This is a genomic window from Actinoplanes sp. NPDC051346 (assembly GCF_040682215.1).
In the GTDB taxonomy this organism is placed as follows: Bacteria; Actinomycetota; Actinomycetes; order Mycobacteriales; family Micromonosporaceae; genus Actinoplanes.
The window spans coordinates 31,669-49,690 of sequence record NZ_JBFBAJ010000010.1 but is presented as its reverse complement, the minus strand read 5'-3'; the positions used below and the strand labels follow the sequence as shown (position 1 = coordinate 49,690).

The 18,022-nt window shown below is 71.2% G+C and carries 17 protein-coding genes; 8 read left to right on the top strand and 9 right to left on the bottom strand.

What is annotated here, in order from left to right; translation table 11 throughout:
* Positions 1 to 7 precede the first annotated feature (7 nt).
* On the bottom strand, positions 8 to 1,714 hold the full coding sequence (locus AB0M36_RS24215) for an acyclic terpene utilization AtuA family protein (protein ID WP_364161158.1): 1,707 nt from the start codon (positions 1,712 to 1,714) through the stop codon (positions 8 to 10).
* Positions 1,715 to 1,791: 77 nt separating this feature from the next.
* On the opposite strand from AB0M36_RS24215, the gene AB0M36_RS24210 reads away from it, so the two are divergent.
* The gene (locus tag AB0M36_RS24210) at positions 1,792 to 2,937 is read left to right on the top strand and encodes an acyl-CoA dehydrogenase family protein (protein WP_364161156.1); all 1,146 of its coding nucleotides are present in this window, start codon (positions 1,792 to 1,794) and stop codon (positions 2,935 to 2,937) included.
* 227 nt (positions 2,938 to 3,164) lie between these two features.
* A complete protein-coding gene (locus AB0M36_RS24205; RefSeq protein ID WP_364161154.1) occupies positions 3,165 to 3,293 on the top strand; it encodes a hypothetical protein in 129 nt (42 codons plus the stop codon).
* Between the two features lie 567 nt (positions 3,294 to 3,860).
* Here AB0M36_RS24205 and AB0M36_RS24200 read toward each other — a convergent pair.
* The gene (locus AB0M36_RS24200; RefSeq protein WP_364161152.1) at positions 3,861 to 4,514 is read right to left on the bottom strand and encodes a hypothetical protein; all 654 of its coding nucleotides are present in this window, start codon (positions 4,512 to 4,514) and stop codon (positions 3,861 to 3,863) included.
* 42 nt (positions 4,515 to 4,556) lie between these two features.
* Positions 4,557 to 5,120, bottom strand: a complete 564-nt coding sequence (locus AB0M36_RS24195) for a WHG domain-containing protein (protein WP_364161150.1) — start codon at positions 5,118 to 5,120, stop codon at positions 4,557 to 4,559.
* Between the two features lie 104 nt (positions 5,121 to 5,224).
* Here AB0M36_RS24195 and AB0M36_RS24190 point away from each other — a divergent pair, with 104 nt between their 5' ends.
* Positions 5,225 to 5,941, top strand: coding sequence for an MBL fold metallo-hydrolase (locus AB0M36_RS24190; RefSeq protein WP_364161148.1), 717 nt, complete (start codon positions 5,225 to 5,227; stop codon positions 5,939 to 5,941).
* Positions 5,942 to 6,142: 201 nt separating this feature from the next.
* Here AB0M36_RS24190 and AB0M36_RS24185 read toward each other — a convergent pair whose 3' ends face one another.
* Positions 6,143 to 7,699: a GGDEF domain-containing protein gene (locus AB0M36_RS24185; protein ID WP_364161146.1), complete on the bottom strand. Its 1,557-nt coding sequence runs from the start codon at positions 7,697 to 7,699 to the stop codon at positions 6,143 to 6,145.
* A gap of 179 nt (positions 7,700 to 7,878) precedes the next feature.
* On the opposite strand from AB0M36_RS24185, the gene AB0M36_RS24180 reads away from it, so the two are divergent.
* A complete protein-coding gene (locus AB0M36_RS24180) occupies positions 7,879 to 10,230 on the top strand; it encodes an EAL domain-containing protein (RefSeq protein ID WP_364161144.1) in 2,352 nt (783 codons plus the stop codon).
* Between the two features lie 10 nt (positions 10,231 to 10,240).
* On the opposite strand, the gene AB0M36_RS24175 is transcribed toward AB0M36_RS24180, so the two are convergent.
* The gene (locus AB0M36_RS24175) at positions 10,241 to 10,759 is read right to left on the bottom strand and encodes a CarD family transcriptional regulator (RefSeq protein WP_364161142.1); all 519 of its coding nucleotides are present in this window, start codon (positions 10,757 to 10,759) and stop codon (positions 10,241 to 10,243) included.
* Between the two features lie 221 nt (positions 10,760 to 10,980).
* Here AB0M36_RS24175 and AB0M36_RS24170 point away from each other — a divergent pair, with 221 nt between their 5' ends.
* Both AB0M36_RS24170 and AB0M36_RS24165 read left to right on the top strand, forming a co-directional pair.
* A complete protein-coding gene (locus tag AB0M36_RS24170; protein WP_364161140.1) occupies positions 10,981 to 11,214 on the top strand; it encodes a hypothetical protein in 234 nt (77 codons plus the stop codon).
* Positions 11,215 to 11,221: 7 nt separating this feature from the next.
* Complete coding sequence (locus AB0M36_RS24165; RefSeq protein WP_364161138.1) at positions 11,222 to 11,887, top strand: DUF998 domain-containing protein; 666 nt, start codon at positions 11,222 to 11,224, stop codon at positions 11,885 to 11,887.
* On the opposite strand, the gene AB0M36_RS24160 is transcribed toward AB0M36_RS24165, so the two are convergent.
* Positions 11,826 to 12,338: a GNAT family N-acetyltransferase gene (locus AB0M36_RS24160; protein ID WP_364161136.1), complete on the bottom strand. Its 513-nt coding sequence runs from the start codon at positions 12,336 to 12,338 to the stop codon at positions 11,826 to 11,828. The two genes, AB0M36_RS24165 and AB0M36_RS24160, sit on opposite strands and share 62 nt — an antisense overlap.
* Here AB0M36_RS24160 and AB0M36_RS24155 point away from each other — a divergent pair.
* Complete coding sequence (locus AB0M36_RS24155; protein WP_364161134.1) at positions 12,337 to 12,630, top strand: hypothetical protein; 294 nt, start codon at positions 12,337 to 12,339, stop codon at positions 12,628 to 12,630. The genes AB0M36_RS24160 and AB0M36_RS24155 overlap by 2 nt on opposite strands.
* Positions 12,631 to 12,632: 2 nt before the next feature.
* On the opposite strand, the gene AB0M36_RS24150 is transcribed toward AB0M36_RS24155, so the two are convergent.
* On the bottom strand, positions 12,633 to 12,965 hold the full coding sequence (locus tag AB0M36_RS24150; RefSeq protein ID WP_364161132.1) for an STAS domain-containing protein: 333 nt from the start codon (positions 12,963 to 12,965) through the stop codon (positions 12,633 to 12,635).
* A gap of 34 nt (positions 12,966 to 12,999) precedes the next feature.
* Positions 13,000 to 15,354: a PAS domain S-box protein gene (locus tag AB0M36_RS24145; RefSeq protein ID WP_364161130.1), complete on the bottom strand. Its 2,355-nt coding sequence runs from the start codon at positions 15,352 to 15,354 to the stop codon at positions 13,000 to 13,002.
* Between the two features lie 129 nt (positions 15,355 to 15,483).
* Here AB0M36_RS24145 and AB0M36_RS24140 point away from each other — a divergent pair, with 129 nt between their 5' ends.
* On the top strand, positions 15,484 to 16,287 hold the full coding sequence (locus AB0M36_RS24140) for an SAM-dependent methyltransferase (protein WP_364161128.1): 804 nt from the start codon (positions 15,484 to 15,486) through the stop codon (positions 16,285 to 16,287).
* An 18-nt stretch (positions 16,288 to 16,305) separates the two neighbouring features.
* Here AB0M36_RS24140 and AB0M36_RS24135 read toward each other — a convergent pair whose 3' ends face one another.
* On the bottom strand, positions 16,306 to 18,021 hold the full coding sequence (locus tag AB0M36_RS24135) for an acyl-CoA dehydrogenase family protein (protein ID WP_364161126.1): 1,716 nt from the start codon (positions 18,019 to 18,021) through the stop codon (positions 16,306 to 16,308).
* Between the last annotated feature and the right edge of the window lies 1 nt (position 18,022).

Sequence of the window (18,022 nt, the reverse complement as noted above, 5' to 3'; positions counted from 1 at the left end):
AGAACCGTCACCGTGCCCCCTCGGCGAGCAGCGACTCGGGAATCTCCACGTGCCGCGACCGCAGCCATTCGCCGAGGCCCTTGGCCTGCGGGTCGAACCGCGCGTGATATGCCACGCCCAGGCCGAGTAACCCCTCGACGACGACGTTCACGGCCCGGATGGCCGGCAGTCGGGTGATGCGCACCGGCAGGTCGGCGGCCTCCGGCAGCAGCTCGCGGACCGTCTCCTCGGTGATCAGAGACACCAGCCACGGGTACGCCGCGTCGTCGCGCACCCAGAGACCCACGTTGGCGTCGCCGCCCTTGTCGCCCGAGCGCGCCCCGGCCAGCGTGCCCAGCGGCAGCCGTCGGGTCGGGATGCCGCCCGACGCCGGCTCGACGGCCGGGCCGGGATGCGGCCGCAGCGCCTGAGTCAGCGCCGGCGGATCGATCGCCACCACGCTGCCGTCGTCCAGCACGACCTCGTGCCGCGCCTCGGCCTGGGGGACGAACCCCGCGGTGAAGACACCGTACGGGTGGGCGCGCCCCGGCGGCGTCGTGCTGAAGAAGCCCGGGTACGAGCCCAGCGCCAGCTCGACAGCCGCACTGGTGAACGCCCGTCCCGCCACCTTCTCGCTCGGGTCGCGGGCGACGACGGTCAGCAGCGCCGACGCCTGCTGCTGGGTCGGCGCGTCCGTGGTGTCGAGCCGCGCCAGGTTCCAGGTCAACTCGGCCGGGGCGGTGCCGCGGGCGGCGGCCTCGAACTGGCCGCGGAACAGCGCGGCCTTGGCCTCGACGTCGAGGCCGGTCAGCACCACGGTCATCTCGTTGCGGTAGCCGCCGATCGAGGTGCGGCAGACCTTGAGATCCGGCGGTGGGGGCTCACCCCGTACGCCGGTGATCTCGACCCGGTCGGGGCCGTCCTGCCGTAGCGACACCGTGTCGAGGCGGGTGGTGACGTCGGGGCCGGCGTAGCGCGCGTCGTCCACCTCGTACACGAGCTGGGCCGTGACCGTGCCGACGGTGACCGCGCCGCCGGTGCCGGCGTGCTTGGTGATGACGCTGGAGCCGTCCCGGCGGATCTCCGCGATCGGGAATCCCGGGTGGCCCAGATCCGCGATCTCGGTGAAGAACGCGTAGTTGCCCCCGGTGGCCTGGGTGCCGCACTCGATGACGTGGCCGGCCACCGTGGCGCCGGCGAGCGCGTCGAGGTCGGTGCGCTCCCAGCCGAAGTGTGCGATCGCCGGCCCGACGGTCAGCGCGGCGTCGGTGACCCGCCCGGTGACGACGACGTCGGCGCCGGCGGTGAGAGCCCGGGCGATCCCGAAGGCGCCGAGATAGGCGTGCGCGCCGAGCGGCTGGCCGAGGCCGAGGTCGCCGGCCCGGGCGGTGAGGTCGTCGCCGCGCACGAGGGCGACCCGGGCGTCCAGATCCAGTTCGCGGATCGCCGCCACGAGGCCCGGCGGGTTGACCCCGCCGGCGTTGGCGACGATGCGCACGCCGCGGTCGAGCGCCAGCTTCAGGCAGTCCTTCAGCTGGACGAGGAAGGTGCGGGCGTAGCCGGTGGCCGGGTCGGCCATCCGGTCCCGGCCCAGGATGAGCATGGTGAGCTCGGCGAGGTAGTCCCCGGTGAGCACATCGAGCTCACCGCCCTCGAGCATCTCGCGCATCGCCGCGAGCCGGTCCCCGTAGAACCCGGAGCAGTTACCGACGCGCAGCGTCTCGGCGGCTGTCATGCCGTGAGATTGGCACAGCCGAGAAAAACAAGCAAGCGTGCTTGTTTTCGTCGGGTCGGCTTCGCTAGCGTCTGGGCATGCGCCTGAACGAGGACCACCGCGCCTTCGCCGCCAGCGTCCGCCGCTTCGTCGACACCGAGATCAATCCGTATGTCGACGAGTGGGAGACGGCCGGCCGGGCGCCGCTGCACGACCTGTTCCCCAAGGCCGCCAAGCTCGGCCTGCTCGGCCTGGAATACGAGCCGGAATACGGCGGCGAGGGTGCCGACCACAGCTTCCAGATGGTCGCCGCGGAGGAATACGGCCGGATCCACGCCGGGGGCGTCGGCATGGCCCTCGGCGTCCAGGCCATGATGGCGACCCCATCGTTGCACGACTACGGGTCCGACGAGCTCAAACGCCAATACCTCACGCCCACCGTCGCCGGCACCGCGGTCGCCGCGATCGCCGTCACCGAGCCGGACACCGGCTCCGACGTGGCCCGCCTGCGCACCCGCGCCGTCCGCGACGGCGACGACTGGGTCATCACCGGCCGCAAGTTCTACATCACCAACGGCGCCCAGGCCGACTGGCTCTGCCTGCTCGCCCGCACCTCCGACGAGGGCGGCTACCAGGGCATGTCGCAGATCGTCGTGCCCACCGACCTCCCCGGCTTCAGCGTCGCCCGCACCTTCGACAAACTCGGCCACCGCTGCTCCGACACCGCCGAACTGGTGCTGGACGAGGTGCGCGTCCCGGTCACCAACACCATCGGCCGGGTCGGCCGCGGCTTCCAGCAGCAGATGCAGCAGTTCGTCACCGAGCGGATGTTCGCCGCCTACACCGCCGTCGGCGCCTGCCAGTACGCCCTCGACCGCACCCGCCAGTTCGCCCACGACCGCACGGTCTTCGGCCGGCCGCTCGCCGACCGGCAGTACGTGGCCTTCCGCCTCACCGAGCTGCAGGCCGAGGTGGACCTGCTGCGCAGCCACAACCTGATCACCTGCGAGACCCGGATGGCGGGCGAGGACATCACCCGCCTGGCGACCGTGGCCAAGCTCAAGGCGGGCCGCTTGCAGCGTGAGGTGGCCGACTGGTGCCTGCAGTTCCACGGCGGCATGGGCTATCTCGAGGAAACCTGGACGGCCCGCATGCTCCGCGACGCGCGGCTGGTTTCGATCGGCGCGGGAGCGGACGAGGTGATGCTCCAGGTCCTCGCCCGCCTCGACGGCCTGCCCGCCTAGTTATCGCGGCCACCTTCCCGCGGCTCGATGTCAAGAACGATCATTTTGTCTTGCCGGTAGGAATCCAGGTCCGGCAGGTTCCAGGACTCTCCCTGTCGGATCTGGTGGAACCGGAACGTTGCGTTCGTGTCGTTGGCACCGACGATGCAGGACCGCCGGGACCGTGACGGCGAAGAAGATCATGCCGTTCGCGGCCCGCGGGAGACACGGCGCGACGAGCTGGACGAGTGACGGCCCGAGGGGAGGAGACGGTCATGGACCGGCTCATCGCCCCCATCATGTACCGCATCCTCTTCTGCCCGGACGGGCTCGACGCCGAGCACCTACGCGATCTCGTGAGGGAAGCCATCGCCTGAGAAACGTCTAGTAGCCCGTGATCTCCTGCATGGTTCCGTCCGGCCCCATGCGGAACCTGCGGGGCGGTCCCATGGCCCGCAGCGCCCGCCGTATGGCGGCCTCGCGGGCCGCCGAGATTCTCCTGGATGCCGCCGTCCGGAGACAGGCTCAGCGACCGCACGAGCGTGCCGTCCTCCCACACCGCGAAGCACAGCCAGTCGGAGACGGAGTGCATCCCGTGCATCACGATGCGCCTGCCGGCTCCGGCCCGCAGAAGATGAGCGGGTAGCTCGGACGGGCGGTCGAGGACGAGCCGGAGATCGCAGAACAGCTCCACCCCGGGCAGGACTGTCGCGTACGTCGTGTCGTCGGGCGGATGGACCCAGTCCGCGAGAGTGCCGTCATCGATCGGTTCCACGTCGTAGCCAGGGTGCAGGCGGCGTACCGATGCCTCGACCTGAGCCCGGTCCGACCGTGTCGCCCGCCGCAACGCCTGCCGCGGATCGCCCTTGGCGAACGCCAGCAGTGCCGTTTTCGCTCCCATGGTTCCTCCCGCCCCCGAACGATCGAGGCAACCTACCGCGTGTTCAGGCTCTGGTGGCGTCCTCCGGCGAGCTGGTGCGCGGCAGTCGCGGGGGCGGGTCGGCCCAGAGGAAGCGGGGGCGGGCGTACGGCTGGCGGACGAACATCCGGAGCCGTTCCACCACCAGCCGCCGCTCCTCGTCGCAGGTGCCGCCTGCCGCGATGGCGTCGGCCAGCGCGCTCAGCTGGGGCCGCGGCAACAGTCCGTGGTAGCCGCCCAGGTCCAGCCGGACCGGCTTGCGGCCGGGCGCCGAGGCGACGAGAAGGATCCCGGAACTGTTGTATCCGCTGTCATCCGGCGGTGCCTCGCCATGTACCCGCGCCACGGACAGGTCGACGGACCGGGTCCGGAACGGACCCCGCACGGTGAGCACCGTGCCGTCGAGGGTCGCGCCCGCCCGGATGGCGTGCAGTATCAGCACGACGGGCAGCACCGGCGCGGCCACGGTGTAGAAGACCGCCCAGAACCACGCTTGGACCGCACCTATCACGCTGGTCCCGTCCTCGAACGAGACCGTCCACAGCCACGGGATGACCTCGAAGGCTCCTTGGTAGCCAATCCGTATACCGGCGGGGAGCAATGCGGCGAGAACGGCGCCGTATGCGACCCTGGCTCCTCGGCCGAACGGGGCGTCCTTGGACAGCCGGAGGGTCGACACGAGCCAGACGGTAGTACAGCGACGCGAGAGCGGCCGGATCGGCTACGAGGGACCACCGAGTGCTTCAGTGATGCGCGCGATGCCGAACTCGTAGGCCTGGTCGATGTCCCCGCCGAGGTTGAAGGCGCCGGCCAGCTCCATGCTGATGAACCCGTTGGCCCAGGCCGTGATCGTGCGGGCGGCTTCCAGCTGGTGCTCTTCTCCGGCGAGGGTCGCGGCCAGCCGCAGCACCGGGGCGACCGCCTGGGTCAGGGACTCGGCGCTGGGCCGGGCGACGCCGGGGCCGGGCGCGAAGATCAGCTGGTAGCCGGCCGGGCGGGCGTGTGCGAATGCGCGGAGGGTCCGGGCCACCTCGGCCAGGTCCCGGCGCGGATCGGCGCTGGTGCCGACCGTCGCGAGCTGGTCGCCGAGGTCGCGGATCGTGGCTTCGGTGATGAGGCCGACGAGGTCATCGCGGTTGCGTACTCGTTTGTAGAGCGACGGCGGGCGCACGCCCACCTGGTCGGCGACGGCCTGCATGGTCAGGCGGGCGAGGCCCGCCGATTCCAGGATGTCGCGTCCGGCCTGGACGATCTCGTCGAGCGAGGTCCGATCGGGCGTCGGCATGTCACTTCCTCCTGAGCGGGCGGGCACGATGGCTATTGACATTAGCCATGATGGCTACGTAGCCTAGCCATCATGATGGTAGCGACAGCACAGCGGACGCCGCGATGAGACTCGGCCCGCACCTGCACCGCATCGGCAACGACATCGTGGCCGCCTATCTCGTCGATGCCGCCGACGGAGTGACCGTCATCGACGCCGGGCTTCCCGGGCACTGGCGCGAGCTGAACGCGGAGCTCGCGAGCATGGGCCGGGCGGTGGACGACATCCGGGGCGTGGTTCTCACCCACGGCGACAGTGACCATCTCGGCTTCGCCGAGCGGCTCAGGCGCGATCACGGTGTGGCGGTGTTCGTCCACGAGGCGGATGCCGCCCGCGCACGCGGCGAGGGCAAGCCGAAGGCTTCGTGGGGGAGCATGAGGCTCGGCGCGACGGCCGGCTTCCTCTGGTATGCGATCCGCAAGGGCGGGATGCGCACCACCTATCTCACCGAGGTGGTCGGCATGGCCGACGGCCAGGTGCTCGACCTGCCCGGCGCGCCGCGCGTCATCGGACTTCCCGGCCATTCGCCCGGCAGCGTCGCCATTCACGTGCCGACGGCCGACGCGTTCTTCGTCGGCGACGCGTTGACCACGCGCCACGTGCTGACCGGACAGTGTGGCCCGCAGCCCGCGCCCTTCACCGACGACGCGCGGCAAGCCTTGGCGTCGCTCGACCGTCTCGACGGCCTTCAGGCGACCTGGCTGCTTCCCGGCCACGGCACGCCGTGGTCCGGCGGCGTCGCCGAGGCGGTGCGTGCGATCAGGACCGCCGCCAGAGCCTGACGTCACCCGATCAGGGTCGACCGATGCGGATTCCCGCGTCGCCGTGCACCATCAAGACTGACGGGCTCGGCAGCGATGGGCTGGTGACCTACATGCTCGCGGGACGCCACGTCTCCCACAGCTACGCCTGCCTCAGCATCGCGACGTACATCCGAACGGAACTCAGCGACCGCACCGCCGGAGGGCTCGGCTGGGGGGCGGTCAGGCAAACGCGAGACAGTTGCGGCCGGCGCGTTTGGCCGTGTAGAGGTTGCCGTCCGCGCGGTCGTAGAGGTCGCGTCCCGACTCTCCGGGCCGCCAGGTCGCCAGGCCCATGCTCAGCGTCACGTGCAGCCCCGGTGCGATCGCGGTCCAGTCGCGGGCCTCGATGACCTGACGGATGCGTTCCGCGACCTTGCGGCCCTCGTGTTCCCCCGTGGCCAGGAACAGGGCGAACTCGTCGCCGCCGAAGCGGACGGCGTCCTCGTCGCTGCGGCAGTGGGCTCGGAGCACCGCGGCGATCTCGGTCAGGACCCGGTCGCCCACGCCGTGGGAGAACGAGTCGTTGATGTCCTTGAACCGGTCCACGTCGATCAGCAGCAGGGTGCTGCCGGGGCCGTCCGTCGCGGCCATGCGGCGGTCGAACTGGCGCCGGTTGCCGAGCCCGGTGAGGGCGTCCGACGCCGCCGCGCGGTCCGCGGTGCTGCGGGCCGCCTCGAGTTCGACGCGACGGTACGCCTGCTGGAGCATGGTGCGCCGGTCCAGGCGCAGCTGCCACAGCATCCGGATGTGCTCGTTCAGCGCCGCGAGGACCGTGCTGGTGGCTTCCCCGGGACAGTCCATCGCGGCGGTCACCGCCAGCTCGTACTGGAAGATCAGCCGCTGCGCCGGGCGTACGGACAGCTCGTCGGCGGCCAGGAACTCGCGGCGGGCCTCGCGCAGCCGGCCCGCCGAGCGCAGGGCAAGTCCGTGGGCGAGGTGCAGCAGCCGGGCCTCGTGGTCCTGCCCGTCGCGCCGCATCGGCAGCAGAAGCTCGTCGACGGTGGCCAGGGCCTCGGCGCAGCGGCCCACCTTGGCGTGGCCGACGGCCAGCAGCGCCGCGCCCAGCGGCGAGTCGGCGCGAGCGTTCCAGCTGCTCAGCAGCGCCACGCTCTTGTCGACCAGGACCGCGGCCTCCTCCGCGCGGTGCACCTGCTCCAGGCGCATCGCCCACTCCAGGAGCAGTTCGGCGTACTGCACGTCGGACGAGGACTGGAACAGGTCGTCCAGCGAGTCGAACGCCTCCATGCCGCGCAGCATGGCGGTCTCGGCGAGCTCGAAGAGGTCCGCGACCTTGGCCGCCTCGCACAGCGAGCCCATCGCCGAGAAGTACCGCACGCTCTTGCGGGGTGCGACGTCCAGCATCACCATGGCGTTGGCCAGGTGGTGCAGGCCGTCGTCCATGCGCCCGGCCTGGATCAGCATCCGGGCGGTGTCCGCGACGATCTTGGCGTCGGTGCTGCGGGGACCGGTGACCGGACCCTGCTCGGCGACCAGTTCCTCGCCGATGCGCAGGGCCTCGTCGGTGCGGCCCAGGAAGCTGAGTGCGTACATGCGGCCGAGCCGGGCGGCGCGGCGGGAGCGTTCGTCGCCGAGGATGCGCAGGATCGCCTCGGCCCGGTCGGCGGCGAGCAGCGCCTCCGTGTGGTGGCCGCGCATCTCCAGGTCGTAGACGTGCAAGGCCATTTCCGCGTACGGACCGTACGGGGTGACCACCGCGGGCAATCGATCGGACGCCATGACCCTTCCTCCCCCTGTCGGCCGCTGTCAGCCATCTTTCGGCCGCCAGGGGAGGGTACGTAAGCGTTCCTAATCGGCGAGGAGCTGCTCCGGACGCCGACCCCTTCTGCTCCCGGACGGCACCCGACGGCACCCAGGATGGTGCTTCCAGCACCCTGCCCTGGCGAGAAGGCGGCCGAATGACAGCTCAGCAGCGAGTCCGGGATCCGTTCCCGGCTGCTCTGGCCGGCGCCCGGGCGTGGTGGTGGTTCCTGCTCGGCGGCATTCCGATCCTGCTCTCCGGCGTCTGGCTGCCGCCGGTCGGCCAGCAGGCCGTCTACGTGCTGCTCGCCACCGCCGCCGTCGCCGCCGTGGTCATCGGCATCCGGGCACACCGCCCGGCGCGCCGGCTGCCGTGGTGGCTGCTGGCGGCGGGCCTGGCCTGCGGAGGCGTCAGCGATCTGTCCTGGGGCATCGGTTTCTTCCTGGACATGCCGCCGTCCGGGGTGACCGTCGTCGACGCGATCTACTACGGGATGTACCTGCTGCTCGCCGCGGCACTCGCCGCGTTGGCGGCCCGGGGCCGAGGCTCCGCGCTGGTCGGGATGGCCGAGGCCGGAATCGTCGGGTGCACCGCCGCGGTGCTCGCCTGGGTGTTCCTGGTGGACCCGCTCCTCGAGGGTTGGACCCGCTGGACGCTGAGCTACGGCGCGCTGGCGTACCCGATGCTCGACCTGGTCCTGCTGACGATGGCCGTCCGCCTGGCCGTGACCGCCGGCGCGCTGACCCGCGCCCACTGCCTGATCCTGTGCGCCACCGGCACGCTGATGGTCGCCGACGTCGGCTACTTCGTCTCGTACGCCTCGGGCGGGTCGTGGTCCGGCACGAGCACCAGCGTCGCCTGCTGGATGTTCTTCAACCTGCTGTGCGGCGCGGCCGCGTTGCACCCCTCGATGGCCTCCGGCAACGGGGCGGCCGCGATCGGGCGCTACTGGCGTTCGCCGCTGCGGATGACCGCCCTCTACGCCGTGGTGGTGCTGATCGGGCCGGCGGTCACCGCGTACGCGATCTGGATGGACCACGGGCGGGGCGAGTTCGCCGCCGCCGACGTCGTCCTGCCGCTGATCGCCACCGCCGCCACCGCGGTCCTGCTGGTCATCCGGCTCTCACACACCAGCACTCTGGTCAACCGGCGGGCCGCGGACCTGCAGACCGCGCTGACCGACCAGGCGTCGATGCAGGACCAGATGACCCACCTGGCGTTGCACGACGCCCTGACCGGCCTGCCGAACCGCCTGCACCTCGACCGCCTGATCCAGACCGCGGTGGCCGACGGGCGGCCGGGCTGCCTGTTCATCGTCGACCTGGACGGCTTCCAGCACGTCAACGACAGCTTCGGGCATCACATCGGTGACGCCCTGCTCTACGAGGTGGCGGGCCGGCTGCGGTCGGAGATAGCCCAGGCGGGCACGCTGGCGCGCCTCGGCGGCGACGAGTTCGCGGTGCTGCTGCACGACGGCGACCCGTTGGCCGCCGCGGCGCACGCTCAGACGGTCCTGACGACGCTGCGGCTGCCGGTCGAGGTCACGGGCCACCGCCTGCACGTCACCGCGAGCATCGGCCTCCGCCTTCTCGAGGGTGCCGAGAACAGCGCCGAGGTGCTCAGCGACGCCGACCTCGCCCTCTACGCCGCGAAGGCCGCCGGCAAAGACCGGGTTATCACGTACGACGTCATGCTCCGCGAGCGCCAGAACCAGCGGATCGCCGTGGTGGACCGCCTGCGCACCGCCATCGGCACCGAGGCCATCGTGGTGCACTACCAGCCGATCGTGTCACTGAGCACGGGCCAGTTCACCGCGGTGGAGGCCCTGGTCCGCTGGGTGCCGCCGGGCCAGACCCCGATCGGCCCGGACGACTTCATCCCCGCCGCCGAGGACAGCGGGCTCATCGTGCCGCTCGGCGAACAGGTGCTGCGCCAGGCCTGCCGAGACGCCGCAGCCTGGTACCACGAGTACGGCACCAAGCTGACCGTCAACGTCTCACCCCGACAGCTCGCCGAACCCGACTTCGCCGCCCGGGTACGCCGCGCGCTCAGCGACGCCGGCCTGCCCGCGTCCGCGCTGATCCTGGAGATCACCGAGGGAGTGCTGGTGGCGGCCGGCGCCCAGGCGGAGCAGTGCATCGCCCACCTGGGCGACCTGCGCCGCGCGGGCGTGCAGGTGGCCGTGGACGACTTCGGCACCGGCTACTCGTCGCTGGCGTACCTGCGGGACCTGCCCATCGACATCCTGAAGATCGACCGCTCGTTCATGCCGGACGCCGCCACCGGCGACGCGGCGCAGCAGGTGGCGTTGGTCCGTACGATCGTGGACCTGGCGCACACGCTGCGGCTGACCGCGGTGGCCGAGGGCGTCGAGACCCTCGAGCAGACGGCGGTGCTGCGCACCCTCGGCTGCGACAAGGGCCAGGGTTTCCACTACGGCCGCCCGGTATCCGCCGACCGCACGGCCGAGGTGCTCGCCGAGGCGCTCGGCGTCCCGGTCCAGCCCTGACCGGAGCGGGTCACTTCTCGGTGGGTGTCCCGGCCAGGGCGTCGTCGATCAGCCTCTCCGCCCGCTCCACCGTCAGACCTAGGTAGGCCGCGATGTGCGACGCCAGGTTGTTGCGCGCCAGAAACAGCAGGCCGCGTTCCTCGAACGCCAAGCCCGCACGGCGCTGGCGATGGGTGAGCGTCCGAACCACCTCGGCCACCTTCGCCGACTCGTGGGACACCGGACCGTCATAGTCGTCCGGCGCCACCCCTAGCCTGATCATGAGATCCTGCTCGCCCCACGAGGCCGAGGGCTCCCCAGGGTCGGGCGCCGCCAGGACCCGGAGGACACCCTCGACGCCATCCGGCCCCACGACGCCGCGAAGGTCTGCCAACGACGAGCTGTCGGCGGGCATCGTGACCGTCACGTAGGACAGGGGCAGGACCACGAACTCCCGCTCGACCCCGCCGACCCGCCTGGTGACGATCTCGCGCACCGCGCCCGCCCCCTGCCCGGCGCAGGCCACCAAGTCGCCGACCTTGTAACCCATCGATCTTCCCTCCACCCGGTTGTGCGGAGATCTCAACCTAGGCAGTGTGGCCTCCCGTTCCGAGGCCTCCGGGCGCTCGGGGACCGGCTTCGAACCTCACCCGATCGTCGCCCGTACATACCCCGTACATACACTGCGGCCATGAACCCTCGTGCTGCGATGAGCGCCGCGTTCCACCCCCGTTAGGTGGCCGCGCCCGCGGCCCCGGGAGGGGAGCAACCATGTCCCGTACGGACAAGGACGGTCCGTACCACGGGCGGACCGGCCTGCGACTTCTCGTCGGCGGCAGGGGTCCGTCGCGCCGGTTCATCGTCGACACGTGGACCAGCAGGCAGCGTCAGGCAGCGAGGATCGCATGCCGCGCCGCCGCCAAGGAACACCGTGGCGACGGCACCGTCGACACCATCCCCACCGTCCGGCAGCACCGGCACGACGCACAGTGGCATTGGTGGTGACCCGACGATGAAGAACCGATCTCGCGCCGTCCTCGCGCTTTGCGGGCTCGGGGTGCTGTGCGTGCTGGCGTCTCTCATCCTGTACGCCTGGCTGCATCTGATGCCGCCCTCGGCCGACCTGGACTGGGCGCGTCGCACCATCAGTCAGTACGCGTTGCTGCCGAACGGGTGGATCTTCGATGCCGCGACCCTGTCGCTGGCGGCGGGATCCCTGGCGGTCGTCGTCGCCCTACGGCACGCCGGACTGGTGCGACCGGGTGCCGTAGTGGCACTGATGGCCTGGGTCGCCGGGCTGGTCGGCGTGGTCTGGTTCGAGAAACACAACTGGGCGGTGGGGCCGTCGTTGGGCGGCGACATCCACCGCTTGGCGGGCCTGGTCGCGTTTCTGAGCCTGCCGACGGGCGCTCTGCTCGCCGCGATGCCCTGGCTGCGCGGGAGCAACGAGGTGCGCGCCGCCCCCGCCCGGTCGGTGGCGCTCGGCGGCGTGCTGTCGTTGCTGTGTTTCGCGCCGATCCTCTGGGCGTTGGTGTCCGAGCCGTGGACCGGGGTCCGCTGGTGGCGGGCCATTCCGCTGGGTGGGGTGGAGCGTCTGCTGGGTGTGGCCGAGGTCGTCACGGTGCTGCTGCTGGCCTGGTGGGCCGCGCGGGCGGTTCGATCCGAGTCGGGGGAATGAGGCCTTTGGCCATGTTGCGGCCGGTCTCGAGGAAACCCAACTGCTCGTAGAGGGCCCGTGCGCCGGTGTTGTGGGCGAAGACGTGCAGACCGATTCTGCTCAGCGAGTTGTCGTGGCACCAGCGTTCGGCGGCCAGCATGATCGCGCGGCCGTAGCCCTGACGGCGCACGTCGGGTTCGACGGCGACGTTGTAGACGAACGCGGTGTCGTGGGTGACTTTGACCCAGAGGAAACCGACCCGGCGGTCGTCGTCGTAGGCGTACCAGAAATGGTGGTCAGGGGTGGCGAACTCGTCGGGGAGCAGCTGGGCGTAGGTGTCGGCGGCGGTGCGGGCCGCGTCCCGCGCCGACTGGCCCGACGCGGCGACGCTCCGCGCGTAGTGCTCCTCGGCCTCGGCTCGCCACGGCTTGTACTGCTCCTCGGTCATCGGCTCCAGCCGTACGTCCGTCATGACCGACAACCTACTGAGCGGAAAAGGGGTCGCGGGCGCCGGCGTGCGCCGGCACGATACGGCGATGGCCGGCGTACCCGAAGGATTCACGTTCCGTCTCCGCAAGAACGGGGAGGTGGAGGTGCTGCACCTTGCCCGCGTCGCCGTGGTGTTGCGCGGCGCGGCCGCGGCCCGGTTCCTGGTCGACGTGGACCACGGCGATCCGCAGGAACTGATGGCCCGGCTGACCGGCAACTACCGGCGCGGCAACGAGCGGACGGCGCGCGACCATCCCCGCAACCGGGGGCGGTGACCTCACGCCGGGGCGGCGTCCGGTTCCTCGTCGGTCAGCACCTGGTGGAGGTTTGTCACCTCGAGCACCATGCGGACCATCGGCCCGGGCTTGCGCACCGTGAGGGTGATTCCCCGGGCGTTCGCCGCCCGGTGCGCGGCGACCAACATGCCCAGGCCGGACGAGTCGAGGAAGGTCACCGCGCTCATGTCGACGTCGAGGCGGGCGCAGTCGCGGCGGTCGACGACCTGATGCAACACCTGGCGCAGCACCGCGGCATTGTCGACGTCCACGTCGCCCTCGGGTGCGACGACGATGGTGTCGCCGTCACGCTCGATGGTGCAGTCGAAGGGCATGCTCGTATTCCTCCCCGGGTTCCGTTCCCGGCGGCTACCCGGCCGGGCCCTTCGCCAAACCCGGATCAGGTGAGTTCCGCAACTGTTCGTGCAGTGCCTGCATGAGTTCGGCCCCGGTGAACGGCTTCTCCAGCAGGTGGACGTCCGCGGCCAGGGTGCCGTGCGTGGTGAGCACCGGCTGGGCGTACCCGGACATGAAGACCACCCGGGTGCCGGGCCGGGCCGCCGAGACCGCCTCGGCGATGTCCTTGCCGAGCATGCCCGGCATGATCACGTCGGTGAGCAGGACGTCGATCGGACCGTCGTGGTCGGTGCAGATCCGCAGCGCCTCGTGCCCGTTGGCGGCGGTCAGCACGGTGTAGCCGCCGCGGCGCAGGATGCGCTCGGTGACGTCGCGCAGCGCGTCCTCGTCCTCCACGACCAGGACGGTGGCGCCGTGCCCGCTCAGCTCGGGTGGCGCCTGCGCGGGCCGGTTCTGCGGCACGGCCGCGTCGGTGACCGGCAGCAGGATGGTGATGGTGGTGCCGAAGCCCGGCTCGGAGTAGATCTGCACGGTGCCGCCGGCCTGGGTGATGATGCCGTAGACGGTGGCCAGCCCGAGGCCGGTGCCCTCGCCGCTGGGTTTGGTGGTGAAGAACGGGTCGAAGGCCTTGGCGATGACGTCGCGGGGCATGCCGGTGCCGGTGTCGGAGACCCGGATCCGCACGAAGGGCCCGGGTTCGAGGCCCGAGTGCACCGCCGGGTGGTCCTGGTCGAGGTCGACCTCGGCGGTGTCGATCGTGAGGTGACCGCCCGCGGGCATGGCGTCGCGGGCGTTGACGGCCAGGTTCACCAGGACCTGTTCGAGCTGGCCGGGGTCGGCCATGACCGGCGGCAGCGGCGCCGTCGTCGCCTTCAGCGCGATGTGTTCGCCGAGCGAGCGCCGCAGCATCTGCGTCACCTCGGTGACGACCGTGCTGACGTCGAGCGGCCGCGGCCGGATGACCTCCCGGCGGGCGAAGGCGAGAAGCTGGTGGGTGAGGTCGCTGCCGCGTCGGGCGGCGCGGGCGATCTGCTCGGCGTCGCTGGCCAGGGGAGTGTCGGGAGCGTCCTCGACGATGAAGGACGCGTAGTTGAGGATCACGGCGAGCAGGTTGTTGAAGTCGTGGGCGACACCGCCGGCGAGCTGACCGAGGCTTTCGAGACGTTCGGCCCGTTGCATCCGTGCCTCGGTCCGGCGCTGTTCGGCCTCCTCGCGCAGCGCGAGCTGCTCTGCCTCGGCGGCGAGCCGGTCGGTGATGTCGCGGACGGCGGCGACCACGATGACCCCGTCGCCGGTGTCCAGCGCGCTGCACGAGATCTCGACCGGGAGCCGGTCGCCGTCGCTGCGCCGCGCCGTACGCGTGGCCCACCGCGGCGCCGGCTGGCCGGCCACGTCGCCGAACACTTCGGTGTCCAGCGGCGTCGAGTCACCGCCGGTGCGCAGCATCGCGGCGGCCGGTGGCAGCCCGTCGGGCAGCAGCCGGTGCACGGCCATCGTGGTCAGGTCGTAGCGCGGATGGCCGAACAGCCGTTCCGCCTCGGCGTTGACCAGCACCACGTTGCCCGCGTCGTCGACGCCGAGCAGCGCGTCGGGGGCCGCGTCGAGCACGGCCTGCACCCGGGCCTCCGCGTGTTCGCGCTCGCTGATGTCGCGGGCGGTGCTTGTCATGCCGACGATCGTGCCGGTGCCGTCGCGCAGCGGAGAGACCAGCACGGACACGGTGATCGCGGTGCCGTCGGCGTGCAGGCGCGAGGTGCGGTATCGATCCATCCGGCCGCCGATGCGTACGAGGGCGAGGATCTCCGCCTCGTCGCGCCGCCGGTCCTCCGGGATGATCCGGTCGATCGGGTGACCGATCATCTTGTCGGCGAGGTGGCCGTAGAGCAGCTCCGCCCCCGGGTTCCAGCTCAGCACCACGCCGTCGAGATCGGTGGTGACGATAGCGTCGTGTGACGACTGCACGATCGAGGCGAGCAGCGTCCGTGCCTGCTCGGCCTCGCGGTGCGCCGTGTCGTCGCGGAGCACGGACGTCACCAGCATGTCGCCGTTCGGCGCCGTGACCGCGGCCAGCGACACCTCGACCGGGAACACCTGGCCGTCGCGGCGCCGGCCGCGCAGGGGCAGCCGCCGCAGCGGCGGATGCTCGCTGGCGAGATAGCCCTCGCGCTGGGCGGGGTGCCCCGGGCGCACCTCGTCGGGCACGAGCGCGTCGATGGACTCGCCGAGCAGGCTTCCGGTGGGATAGCCGAACATCTCGTGGGCCCGCTGGTTCGCCAGCGTGATCGTCCCGTCCTCCCGGCTGACGATCACCGCGTCGGGTGCCTCGTCCACCAGCTGGTCGGTCAGCGACCCGTGCGTCCGCACCATCCCTCGTTCCCCAGCGTCCCCGCGCGTCACCGTCCGGTTGTCGTCTGCGGGACCCGCCCTCCTCAACGTAAAGTCAGGGACACCCCCGGTGCCCCCCGTTCAGCGAAGAAACCCGCCGGGAAGGGAATCATGGTCAACGACGCGTACCCGATCGACATCGACCCGAACCGGCCCAGCATGGCGCGCGTCTACGACGCGCTGCTCGGCGGCAGCCACCACTTCGCCTCGGACCGGGCCGTCGCGGAGCGGGCCGTCGAGCTCGTGCCCTTGTTGCCGAAGGTCATGCGGGCGAACCGGGCGTTCCTGCACCGCGCCGTGCGGTTCGCGGTGTCGCGGGGCATTCGGCAGTTCCTCGATCTGGGCTCCGGGATCCCGACCGAGGGCAACGTGCACGAGGTGGTCCGCGACCTGGTGCCGGGCGGACGGGTCGCCTACGTGGACCTGGATCCCAGCGCGGTGCTGCACGCGCGGGCGATCATCGGCGACGACCCGGACACAGTCATGATCCACGGCGACCTGCAACGGCCCGAGCAGATCCTCGCCGACCCGCTGCTGCGCGAGGTGATCGACATCGCCGCGCCGGTCTGCGTCCTGATGATCGCCGTGCTGCACTTCGTGCCGGACAGCGCCGAGCTGACGGCGGCGATGCGGCACTACCACGCGGCGGTGGCGCCCGACAGTCTGCTGGCGGTGACCCACGCGACCGGCGGCCCGCGACCCGAGGAGGTCGAACGCGTGTCGGACCTCTACAACCGCACCGGTACGCCGATGGTGCTGCGCCAGCCGCAACGGCTCCGCGAGCTGCTGGAGGGCTGGGAGCCGGTCGAACCCGGTCTCGTGTACGGACCCGAGTGGCGCCCGGAACCCAGCGACGAGTGGGAGGGCGAACCGGCCGACTCCATGATGCTGGCGGCGGTCGCGGTCAAGCCGTGACCGCCGCCAGCGCAGGTCTTACGGCCGCATCTCGTACGCCCCGCAGAGCGCCACGACCCGCTCCCACACCGCGGCGGCGCGCATCTGGTCGATGACCGGGCGGCGGACGTGGGCCAGGGCCCAGGCGGCCTGCTCCTCGGTGGTGGCCGCCTTGCCGTGCAGCTCCGTCGCGTACGCCGAGAAGTCGCGCACGAGGATCGCGAAGATCTCGTCGAGGACCTCGGCCTCGAGGCCGGTCGCCTCGGCCTGCTCGCAGATGAGCTGGCCGTACACGATCAGGGCGAAGAGCTGTCCCAGCGAGAGCAGGAAGTCCAGGTCCCGCTGCTGTGCCTCGTCGGGGGCGTGGGTGGCCAGCAGGGCGCAGAACCCGTCGGCCTGCTCGCGGAAGACGGCGACGTTCGGCAGCTCGGCGTACTTGTCGTAGGCGGCCCGCCAGTCGTGGAACTGGATCTTGCCCAGGCCCCGGGCCGGCCCCTGCCGGAAGAGGAACTCGTCGTCGGCCGCGTCGTGCCGGGTCGGCACCGGCGCGAACTCGGCCGGGCGGAACAGGTAGTTGGGCATGAACTTGAGGATCAGCGCGAGGTTGACGTGCACGGTGCCCTCGAGCTTGGGCAGGCCCCGGATGTCCTTGGCGGCCTTCTCGAAGTAGGTGTCGGCCTCGAAGCCCTTGGCCGCGATGACGTCCCAGAGCAGGTCGATGACCTTCTCGCCCTCGGTGGTGACCTTCATCTTGGTCATCGGGTTGAAGAGCAGGTAACGGCGGTCGTCGGGGCCGGCGGACCGGAAGTAGTCGACCGCGCGGTCGCTGAACAGCTTCATCGCGACGAGCCGCGCGTACGCGTCCATCAGCTCGCGGCGTACGTGCAGGAAGTCGGTGACCGGCTTTCCGTAGAGCATCCGGCGGTGGGCGTGGGTGACCGCCTCGTACATGGCGTGCTCGCAGATGCCGATGGCGGCGGTGCAGAGGTTGAACTTGCCGACGTTGACGGTGTTGAGCGCGGCGTCGAACGCGGCCGGCCCGGTGTGCAGCACGTCCCGCTGGCGCACCGGGTAGTCCTCGAGGCGGAACTCGCTGACGTACATCTGCGCGTTCACGACGTTCTTGACGAGGTGGTAGTTCTCGTGCCGGCTGTCGGCGGCGAAGAACACGTAGCCCTCGGGGCCCTCGATGTCGGCGCGACGCCCGAAGACCGACACGAGGCCGGCGACGTTGCCGTTGCCGATGTAGTACTTGGGGCCGGTGGCGCGGAAGCCGCCCTCGCCGTCCGGCGTCAGGATCATGTCGGTCGCGTAGATGTCGGCGCCGTGGGTGCGCTCCGACAGGCCGAACGCCATGACGTGCCCGTCGTCGAGCAGCCGGGCCGCGTGGGCGCGGGCCTCGGCGTTGGCGCTCTGCCAGACCGGGCCGAGGCCGAGGACGGTGACCTGCCAGACGTACCAGTAGCCGAGGCCGTAGAACCCGAGGATCTCGCTGAGGGCCGCGTTGCGGGCGGTGTCCCAGCGCTTGTCGCCGTCGCCGTCGGCGGCCGGGGTGAGGAAGGTGGCGAAGAGACCTTCCTTGGCCGCGAATTCGAGGAAGTCGGCATACCACTCGCGATCGATGTACGTGTCGATCAGCGCCTTCTTGCCCCGGCTCTCGAAGAAGTCGACGGTGGCCCGCAGCAGCCGCCGCGACTCGGCGTCGAGGTGCGCCGGGTCGTAGGAGTGCGGGTTGAGCAGCAATGGGTCGGCCATG